General features: G+C 36.0%; 6 protein-coding genes and 1 pseudogene. 4 read left to right on the top strand and 3 right to left on the bottom strand.

Annotated elements, in window-relative coordinates; translation table 11 throughout:
- Positions 1-62: 62 nt before the first annotated feature.
- From galE to HMPREF0518_RS05830, 3 genes are all read right to left on the bottom strand, one after another.
- A complete protein-coding gene (gene galE, locus HMPREF0518_RS05840; protein WP_003627059.1) occupies positions 63-1055 on the bottom strand; it encodes a UDP-glucose 4-epimerase GalE in 993 nt (330 codons plus the stop codon).
- A 104-nt stretch (positions 1056-1159) separates the two neighbouring features.
- Entirely contained in the window at positions 1160-2116 is a 957-nt protein-coding gene (locus HMPREF0518_RS05835; RefSeq protein WP_003627057.1) for a beta-galactosidase small subunit, read from the bottom strand.
- Entirely contained in the window at positions 2100-3986 is a 1887-nt protein-coding gene (locus tag HMPREF0518_RS05830; protein WP_003627056.1) for a glycoside hydrolase family 2 TIM barrel-domain containing protein, read from the bottom strand. The genes HMPREF0518_RS05835 and HMPREF0518_RS05830 overlap by 17 nt, the downstream gene beginning before the upstream one ends.
- Positions 3987-4212: 226 nt before the next feature.
- Here HMPREF0518_RS05830 and HMPREF0518_RS05825 point away from each other — a divergent pair, with 226 nt between their 5' ends.
- The 4 genes and pseudogenes from HMPREF0518_RS05825 to HMPREF0518_RS05795 all read left to right on the top strand — a co-directional run.
- The gene (locus tag HMPREF0518_RS05825; protein WP_003627055.1) at positions 4213-5220 is read left to right on the top strand and encodes a LacI family DNA-binding transcriptional regulator; all 1008 of its coding nucleotides are present in this window, start codon (positions 4213-4215) and stop codon (positions 5218-5220) included.
- A 193-nt stretch (positions 5221-5413) separates the two neighbouring features.
- Positions 5414-7320 (top strand): annotated as a pseudogene (locus HMPREF0518_RS09780) (sugar MFS transporter).
- A 263-nt stretch (positions 7321-7583) separates the two neighbouring features.
- Positions 7584-9500, top strand: coding sequence for a sugar MFS transporter (locus HMPREF0518_RS05800; protein ID WP_003627050.1), 1917 nt, complete (start codon positions 7584-7586; stop codon positions 9498-9500).
- Positions 9501-9521: 21 nt separating this feature from the next.
- Positions 9522-10700: beta-galactosidase (locus HMPREF0518_RS05795; RefSeq protein ID WP_211204997.1), on the top strand; the 1179-nt coding region annotated here is incomplete at its 3' end.

The following is a 10700-nucleotide window of genomic DNA, read 5'->3' as shown; positions in this document are numbered from 1 at the left end:
GATAGCGTGTTTTTTAGATAATAGAAATAGTTTAAACAGCGTGTTGTATAGAAATAATAATCTTACTTATCTTCGTAGCCCTTTGGGTGACTCTTGTGCCACTTCCAAGCAGTTGCAATTACATCATCAACGTTTTCATGCTTTGGCTTCCAGCCTAAAACAGTTCTTGCCTTAGTTGAGTCAGCAACAAGTGAGTCAGGATCGCCACCACGACGTGGTCCCATAGTATAAGGAATGTCGATACCGGTAACCTTCTTAGCGCTTTCCAAAATTTCAAGGTTTGAGTAACCATGTGCAGTACCCAAGTTGAAGACATCTGACTTATTGGTCTTCATCATGTGCTTCAATGCCAAAATGTGAGCATCGATCAAGTCTTCTACTTGAACGTAGTCACGGACATTAGTACCGTCTTTAGTGTCGTAATCATCGCCGAAGATAGTGAACTTGCCGTCACCAGAAATAGCACTCTTTAAAATATTTGGAATCAAGTGAGTTTCTGGAGCATGGTCTTCACCGATTGAACCGTCGCTTGAAGCACCAGCAACATTGAAGTAACGAAGAGCAGTGTATTTAATGCCGTCAGCCTTATCTGCCCAAGCCATGATCTTTTCCATCATCATCTTGGTTTCACCGTATGGGTTGATAGGGTTAAGTGGGGTGTCTTCAGTGATTGGCAACTTCTTAGGAATACCGTAAGTTGCGGCAGAACTTGAGAAGACTAAGTACTTAACGTTGGCATCATTCATAGCTTGTAATAATGAGATCATGCCAGTAACGTTATTGTCGTAATACTTAAGAGGCTTTTTAACTGATTCTGGAACAAGTGAGTAAGCTGCAAAGTGCATTACAGCGTCAATCTTTTCGTCGCGCAAAATCTTTGATACTAAGAAGGTATCTTCGATATCACCTTGATAAAACTTTGCCTTAGGATCAACAGCTTTTCTGTGACCGGTATATAAAGCATCTAAGACAACTACGTCGTTGCCTTCCTTAACTAATTCACGAACAGCATGTGAGCCGATATAGCCCGCACCACCGATAACTAAAACTTTCATGTGTAGTAAACTCCTTTAACAGTTATTAGATTTTACTGAAATCGATTACATTATAACACACAATTTAGTAACTGATTTACTAATTACAATAAAATATTTAAAAATTAATTTAGAATAAATGAAAATTCATGATCTAACTCTGGATTAATGTGATAAGCGCTTTCAACATCAGTGCCCCAGCTGTCAATTCCTCCAACGCCGCGAACTGCACCTGCAATTACTAACACGGTTCTGCGAACAAGTGGTAGTTCTTCAATGTGAGTAGCGTTCTCAAGCTCCTCAGCAGTATAAGGCAAACAACTGAAATTAAATGGTTTTTCTGCTTGTTGAATTGAGAGACTGAACTTTTCATTTGTACGATCTACATTATTTTGTGTGGTTTCACGATTAATGGTTAACTTCTTAGTTTGCATGTGCATTCCATTTTCCTGCGGAACCAAATACTCGGTAACTGGCAAACCATCGATATGGAATTTACCTTCTTTAGCTCCAGCCATTCTATCAGGATAAGTTTCACCGGATAAACCTTCATAATCAAATCCTGTAGCAGCCGTTGGCATAATCAATCGAATACCAATTACAGGCAGGGGTGGTAATCCCTTCTTACCATAATAACGCATTGTAACCTTAATGTGACCGACATCATCAATATTATAGATGATTTTTGCATTTGTTGCAGGAGTAGTTAAAGTTTGATAGGTAAATGAAATTTCAGCACTTTTTGCATACTCGTGATTGCTAAATTTGTTGTTAAAGGGCGCAATAGGCAGTTCGGCAAAGTCATGTCTGTCTACTTTTAAATGGATATCAGTACATTTAGTAAACATATCAGCTCCGAGCCATTGAGCTGCCTTTAGATTAAATCCACTGCCTCGGTCGTTATCTGTAGTTGCTCGCCAAAAAGTAGGAGTAGGTACACGATAAAGCCATTCCTTGCCGTGTACTTTTAACGATTCAAGTCCGCCGCGTTCATAACTAAAGATGTATTGAAAATCTTTGCCATTAACGCCCAATGTGGCATCCCCATAAATGATATGCAATTGATTATTTGTGTAATCCATAATAGTATCTCACTTCCTGCATAGCTGGTTTTGGTGTTCTATCTGCGAACATTAAACCATCGCCAGAAAATTCATAATCTGAATGACGATCATCAAAATCGCCGCCATAACGCAAAACATCATGTCCACTAATTTCATCATGAACCAATAATGCCTGATCGATAAAGTCCCAGATAAATCCACCGAAGTATTGAGGGTATTTATCAAGTAATTTGATATATGAACCCATGCCGCCGTCAGAATTGCCCATGTCATGCATATATTCGCATTCCATAAATGGCTTTGGTGGATCATTTTGCAAGTATTCTTCAACCTTTTTAGGTGGTAAATACATACAGCTTTCAACATCTGAAATTTTATCTTTTAATTCGGGACGGTGCACTACGCCTTCATAGTGAACTAAGCGTGTATCATCGTGAGATTTGTAAAATTCATTCATTGCGATGATGTTGTCTCCAGCATAGGATTCGTTGCCAAGTGACCAAAAGAGAATAGAGGTGTGATTCTTGAAAGTCTCGTAGTTATTGCGTGCTCGATCAATCACTGCTTCTTTCCATTGCGGAATCGAACCTGGTACATTGTCAGAAGGTTCAATCTCTCCCATTTTTTGCCAAGTACCATGTGATTCAAGGTTATTCTCGGCCATGACATAAATGCCATTTTGATCGCAAAGATAATACCACGGAATTTGGTTTGGGTAGTGACATGTTCTAACAGCATTAATATTATTTTCTTTAAAAGTATTAATATCAGTTGTCATATCACTCATTGTTATGCTGCGACCACGTTTTGCATCCCATTCATGTCGGTTAACTCCATTGATAATTAAGCGCTTGCCATTTAACAAAACAACTTTTTCTGGACTAATTTCAATTCTCCTAAAGCCAAATTGGAAAGGAATCAGCTCTAGCAAGTTTTGTTGTTCATCATAAACTTCAATTAGAAGCTGATAAAGATATGGATCATGGTTATTCCAAAGATGCACGTTTTCGAATTTTTCATTATTAATTTGAACGTTCTCTTTGATATCTTCATTTTTCTCCAGAAGAGTATGTCCCTTAATATCTTTGACTAATAAATGGAATGAACCGGCTTTTTTACCAATAAAATGAAGCTTAAGGTTGAAGATGCCATCTTGATAATTATCTGCAACTCGTGGTTTCAAATCCATGTCCATTAAGTGGGTAGCGGGGATACCTAGTAGTTCAACTGAGCGGAAGATGCCAGAGAAGCGGAACATGTCTTGGTCTTCTAGCCAAGATGCAGTACTGTGTTTAAAAACTTCTACTGCTAAAAGATTATCTTTGTCTTGAATATATGGCGTTAAATCAAATTCTGAAGGAGTAAAGCTGTCTTCCGCATAGCCCACAAAATGCCCGTTTAACCATACATACATTGCTTGTTCGACGCCTTCAAATTTAATATGAACATCTTTTCCAATTAAGGCTGAGCTTAAATCAAATCGCTTCAAGTATGAACCGACTGTGTTATCTGCGCCTTTGCTAAATGAGCCTTCTTCATGATCATTAGGATCTAAAGCGTAAGCTGGGCGGCGGAAGATTTTGCCTTCCCAAGGAAAGAGTACATTAATATATTGATTTTGAGTATAGTTGCTCAATTCGATTTCACTTGGAACTGGGATCGAATCAAAATTTGAAGAATCAAAATCACGCTGATAAAAATCTTGTGGACGATCCATAGGATTAGCGGAAAAATGAAATTTCCATTTTCCATTTAAACTTTGTTGATAGCTACTGTGTTGCTTTTGCCACTCGCGATAATCTCTAAAAAAGGGATGATCACTGTGTGCGGGCAATTGATTGACCCTGAATACCTCAGGATTATCTAGCCAATTGATATTTGCTTGCATAATATGACCTCATTTCTATTAAAATATATTTCGAAAGCGCTTTTATTATAGCATGTAAATAAACAATTTATTAGTACTAGTAAAGAATTTATTTACAATATTTAATAAGATTTACTTGCTATAAAGACTGAATACATGCAGATAATAGAACCTTTATTTATTGGAATTTAGTAAATATTTTGTATAATAAAGAAAGAGAATTTATAAAAATAGAAAAGAAATAATTATGAGAACAATTAAAGAAATTGCGCTGGAATCAGGCTATTCTCCAGCGACAGTATCACGTTTATTAAATAATGATCCTAATTTGTCTATTACTGCAGATACCAAAAATAAAATTTTGGAGATTGCTAATAAATTGGGCTATTGGGAAGATCATCAAGAAAAGAAAATCAAGCCCACAATTGCTTTACTTTATCGAGTAAATCATAATGAACAATTGCAGGATGAGTATTTCACTTCGTTGAAACAAGCATTAGTTTCAACTGTAGAGCGAGATGCGCTGAAGATGAAAACCTTTTATGACATAGAAGATTTAATCAAGAACGCTTCTTTGTTCCAAGGATTTATTGGAGTAGGGGCGGAGCCAATTGAAAACGCCCAGTTGGTTAAGCTGCATAAAGTTTTGCCTAATGGTGTTTTTGTTGATACCAATCCAGCTCCCGAATTATTTGATTCAATTCGCCCTAATCTGCCTTTTACGGTTAAAAATGCTATTGATTTGTTTATCAAAAATGGCATTAACAAGATCGGTTTTATCGGTGGCGTTGGCCCTAAGCATGACCATATTCAGGAAAACGATTTGCGTTCAATTACTTTTGTTGAATACATGAAAACTAGAGGCATGGATACTAAATGGACATGCGTTGAAGGACCGGTTAGCGTTGAAAATGGTTATAAATTGGGAAAAATGGTTTTGGCTAAATACAAAAATGATTTACCTGAAGCATTTTTAATTGCATCTGATACTTTAGCCGTTGGCGTTTTACAAGCCTTTAACGAAGAAAACGTAAATGTACCAAAAGATACTAAGATCTTAAGTATTAATAATAGCAATGTGGTTAAGTATGTTTCACCACCACTTTCTTCGTTCAACATTAATCAACAAGAAATGATTGATATGGCACTTGATACTTTAACTCATTTGATTATTCGTCCAGATCGACCAAATATTGATATCCGGATGAACACTAATTTGGTAGTACGAAAAAGCTTCGTTCCCCAAGAAAAGTAAATTTTTTAGTAAAGAAAAATATTTTTTGATAGAAAATAAAAAAGAGAATGTGAACAGCTCACATTCTCTTTTTATTTGCTTTGCAAGTAAACCATTTAGTAATAATAAATAAGGGATTTACTTAGTTAACAAAAGAGCGTATATTGCTTTCATGCAAGCGCTTGCAGAGATTCATTGGGGAGGAAGGAAAAAGATGAATAATCATAAAATCTCAGGAAAGCAAGTCATTTCCTATGCGTCCTTTTGTTTGGGGAATTTAGGACACGCAGCTTTTTATGGCGTAATGAGTACGTATTTTATTATTTTTATCACTAGTGCCATGTTTACAGGACTAGATCATTCAGTTGCAGATAAGTTAATTGGCTTAATTACTGCATTGATAGTTTTAGTAAGAAATTGTAGAGTTAGTAATTGATCCAGTGTTGGGGAACATCGTTGATAATACTAAAACAAGGTGAGGCAAGTTTAAGCCTTGGATCTTTATTGGAACGGTAGCTAGTGCCGCATTACTGCTGATTCTCTTTACCGGTATTTTCGGCTTGGCACATAAGAGTTGGATTCTTTTTGCAATTTTATTTGTAATCATTTATATCGGTTTTGACGTTTTTTATTCCTTATCAGATGGGGCATGGTTCCAGCCTTAAGTGAGGATTCACACGCACGTGGTATTTATACTGCTTTGGGGACTTTTTCAGGTGCAATTGGTTGGAACGGACTAACTATCATTGTTGTGCCACTGGTTACCGGTGTAATTTATGCAATGACTGGCAAGCATGAAGAAGGGGCTCCTGGTTGGTTTGCCTTTGCGGCGGTTATTTCAGCCTTAGCTATTCTTTGTGCACTAATCGTATGTTTAGGAACTAATGAAAAACATAATTTAATTAGAAATTCTGCCAAGCAAAAAACAACTTTAGGTCAAGTATTTGGGGCAATTTCACATAATGATCAGATTTTATAGCCAAGTTTGGCTTATTTGATGTTCTCATTGGCTAATGTAATTACAAATGGGGTAATGTTTTATCTGTACAAATTCGTGATTAATAAACCAAATGACTTCTGGGTTGTTGGTGTCATTGCCACATTAATCGTTTTTTGCATTAGTCCATTGTTTCCAATTTTAAATAAATATATTCCAAGAAAATGGCTATTTATTGGCGGTCAAATTTGTATGATTTTGGCATACGGGTTGTTCATTTTCGGTCGCAATAACGTCATTTTAATGGATTTAGGGTTAGCTCTATTTAATATCAACTTTGCTCAATTAGTAACTGTTTTAACATTAACTGATGCCATCGAATATGGTCAGCTGAAAAGTGGTCAGAGAAATGAAGCCGTCGTTTTAGCTGTTCGACCAATGGTCGATAAATTTACCGGTGCTATTTCAAACGCGCTAGTAGGATATGTAGCAATTGCGGCAGGCATGACTGGTTCAGCAACTGCAGCAGATAGACAAGTCACGATATTAGCATTTTCAATATTATGGCTTTATATGTGCCATTAATTTTGGCAGTTTTAGCTATTATCATTTTTATAAGCAAGGTAACTTTATCTGAAAAGAAACACGCTCAAGTGGTTGAAGAATTAAAGAGCAAACTTGCACAAGGGAAGATCGAAGATGGCAATTTACCTGCAGCAAATTTAAAGTCGACTGCCATTTATGCACCTGCAGATGGTAAATTAATGACTATGTCTGAAGTAATCGATGAAAATGGCAAAACATTTCCTGGTAAAGGCTTTGCAATCGATCCAAGCAGTGGGCAAATTTTTGCCACATTTGATGGCAAAATTAAGTTTACCTTTGGTACCAAGCATGCGTTTGAAATTGTAACTGAAAATGGTCTGCAAGTTATAGTTCACGTTGGTCTTGGCACAGTTAATTTGCGTGGTGAAGGATTTGAGTCATATTATGATGATGGACAAATTGTTAAAAAAGGTGAACTGCTATTAGAATCTGACCGTGATTTAGCACTAAAAAATGGTTATAAAGATACGATAGTAATTTTCTATACTCAACCTGGTAGAGTAGAAAAAATGAGTAAAATTTCGGCAGGTAAAGTTGTTGAACATGGTCAAAAGGTGGTTGAAGTGAAGTTTAAGTAGAGGAAACTGATGTAAGCATAAATTTAATATTGATTTACATGTATAAAAAAGAATGACTTTTAGTGTTAAGTAAACGTTTTGGTAAAGAAAAAAATTTTTATAAGCCTTTTTTTAAAAAAGAATGACGTAAATAAGCCTTTTCTTTAAATATTTATACTTAGTAAATAGCTTAGTAAATCTAAATAAATATTTTACTAGAACAAAAAAATGATAAATTATTTCGTGTAAGCGATTTCTAAAAAGGAATCTTGGGAGGAATTATCATGCATAATCATAAAGTTTCGGGGAAACAAATAGTTTCCTATGCATCATTTTGTCTGGGCAATTTGGGGCACTCAGCATTTTATGGTGTAATGAGTACATATTTTATTATTTTTATTACTAGTGGAATGTTTAGCGGATTAAATCAATCCGTTGCTGATAAATTAATAGGTTTAATTACTGGATTAATGGTACTAGTAAGAATTATCGAACTAGTCATTGACCCTATTTTAGGAAATGTTGTTGATAATACTAAAACAAGATGGGGTAAATTCAAGCCCTGGATTTTAATAGGTACTGTTGTTAGTGCAGCATTATTACTTATTCTATTTACTGGTATTTTTGGATTAGCACAACAGAATTGGATCCTTTTTGCAATTTTGTTTGTGTTGATTTACATCGCTTTTGATGTTTTCTATTCATTATCAGATGTTTCATACTGGGGCATGGTTCCAGCTTTGAGTGAAGATTCACATGAACGTGGTATTTATACTTCACTTGGTGCCTTTTCAGGTATTATTGGTTGGAATAGTTTGCCAATTATTGTTGTGCCACTGGTTACCGGTGTAACTTACGCGGTTACTGGCAAACACGAAGAAGGAGCTCCTGGCTGGTTCGCCTTTGCGGCCGTAATTTCAGCCTTAGCAATTATTTGTGCCTTGATTGTTTGCTTTGGTACTAAAGAAAAGCACAACATTATTAGAGATTCGGCCAAACAGAAAACCACTTTGCGTCAAGTATTTGGTGCGATTTTCCATAATGATCAAATTTTGTGGCCAAGTTTAGCTTACTTATTGTATTCACTTGCTGCTGTAATTACTAATGGTGTTTTGTTCTACATGTACAAGTTTGTAATTGGCAAGCCAAATGATTTCTGGGTAGTAGGTATAATTGCAACAATTATTGGTTGCTGCATTAATCCATCTTTCCCAGTTTTGAACAAATATATTCCAAGAAAATGGTTGTTTATTGCAGGCCAAACTTGTATGGTATTAGCATATGTCCTATTTATCTTTGGTCATAACAATGTCTTCTTAATGGATTTAGGCTTAGTTTTATTCAATATTAACTTCGCTCTGTTGGTAACTGTTTTAACTTTAACTGATGCTATTGAATATGGTCAACTTAAGATTGGTCAAAGAAATGAAGCCGTTGTTTTAGCTGTTCGTCCAATGATTGATAAATTTGCTGGTGCTGTTTCAAATGCCTTAGTTGGTTATGTGGCAATTGCAGCTGGGATGACTGGATCAGCTACTGCAGCAGATATGACGAGCAAAGGTATTAACACATTTAATATGATGGCTTTATATATTCCTTTAGCTTTGGCAGTTTTATCTATTGTAGTATTTTCACTCAAAGTAACTTTGAGTGAAAAGAAACACGCACAAGTTATTGAAGAATTGAAGAGTAAACTTGCACAAGGCGAGATTGAAAAGAAGACTTCAGTAGATACAGGAACAAAAGAAGTAACTATTTATGCACCTGCTGATGGTGAATTAATGCAAATGTCTTCTGTTGTTGATGAAGATGGTAAACCATTCCCTGGTAAAGGATTTGCAATTGAGCCAAGCAGTGGTCAAATTTATGCACCATTTGATGGAACGATCAAGTTTACTTTCGGTACAAAGCATGCATTCGAGATTGTGTCACAAAATGGACTACAAGTTGTTGTCCATGTAGGATTGGGTACTGTCAATTTACGTGGAGAAGGCTTTGAAACTTTCTACGATGATGGTCAAACAGTGAAAAAGGGCGATAAATTACTTGAGTTTGATCGTGATTTGGCTCTTAACAATGGTTATAAAGACACGATCGTGATATTCTATACTCAACCAGGTAGAATTCAAAATTCTGGTACTATTCAAGCTGGTAAAGATATTAAACATGGTGAAAAAGTAGTAGATGTACAATTTAAGTAGAGGAAGAAAAATTGCAAAAGCATTAACACGTTTTTATACGGCGGAGATTATAATCCGGATCAATGGCCTGAAGACACTTGGTCTAAAGATATTCAAGTTTTTAAAAAAGCAGATATTAATTCAGCTACAATCAATATTTTTTCTTGTGCATTGCTTGAACCTGAAGAAGGTAAGTATGATTTTTCCGAGCTAGATAAAGTAGTTAAAAAATTATCAGATGCGAACTTTGATATCGTAATTGGTACGTCTACTGCTGCAATGCCGGCTTGGATGTTTAAAAAGTATCCAGATGTTGCCAGAGTTGATTATCAAGGCAGACGACATGTTTTTGGTCAGCGATACAACTTTTGCCCGAATAGCAAAAATTATCAAAGATTAGCTGGTAATTTAGTTGAAGAATTAGTTAAGCATTATCAAAATAATCCTAATATTGTTGTTTGGCACGTAAATAATGAGTATGGTGGCAATTGCTACTGTGAGAATTGTCAACATGAATTTCGTAAATGGCTGAAGGATAAGTATCAGACTCTAGATGCTTTAAACAAAGCATGGAATATGAATGTTTGGAGTCATACTATCTATGACTGGGATGAAATTGTAGTTCCAAATGAGTTAGGGGATGCATGGGGCCCCGAAGGCAGTGAAACTATTGTTGCGGGTCTTTCAATTGATTATTTGCGTTTTCAATCAGAAAGTTTGCAAAATCTGTTTAAGATGGAAAAGCAAATTATTAAAAAACATGATTCTGAGACTCCTGTGACTACCAATTTCCATAGCTTACCAAATAAGATGGTTGACTGTCAAAAGTGGGCTAAAGATCAAGATATTATTTCTTATGATTCTTATCCTACTTACGATGCACCTACATATAAACCAGCATTTTTATATGACTTGATGCGTAGCTTGAAACATCAGCCATTCATGTTAATGGAGTCAGCTCCGTCACAGGTTAACTGGCAGCCGTATAGTCCTTTGAAGAGACCTGGACAAATGGCCGCAACCGAATTGCAGGCCGTGGTGGCTCATGGTGCAGATACCGTTCAATTCTTTCAATTAAAACAAGCTGTCGGTGGCTCAGAAAAATTTCATAGTGCAGTAATTGCACATTCACAAAGAACAGATACCAGAGTATTTAAAGAATTAGTAGATTTAGGTCATAAATTAAAAAGAGCCGGTTCAACGATTTTAGGCTCAACAATT

The sequence above is a fragment of the Lactobacillus helveticus DSM 20075 = CGMCC 1.1877 genome, from assembly GCF_000160855.1.
Taxonomy (GTDB): Bacteria; Bacillota; Bacilli; order Lactobacillales; family Lactobacillaceae; genus Lactobacillus; species Lactobacillus helveticus.
The sequence above is the reverse complement of the archived record's forward strand: the minus strand, read 5'-3'. Positions and strand labels throughout refer to the sequence as shown.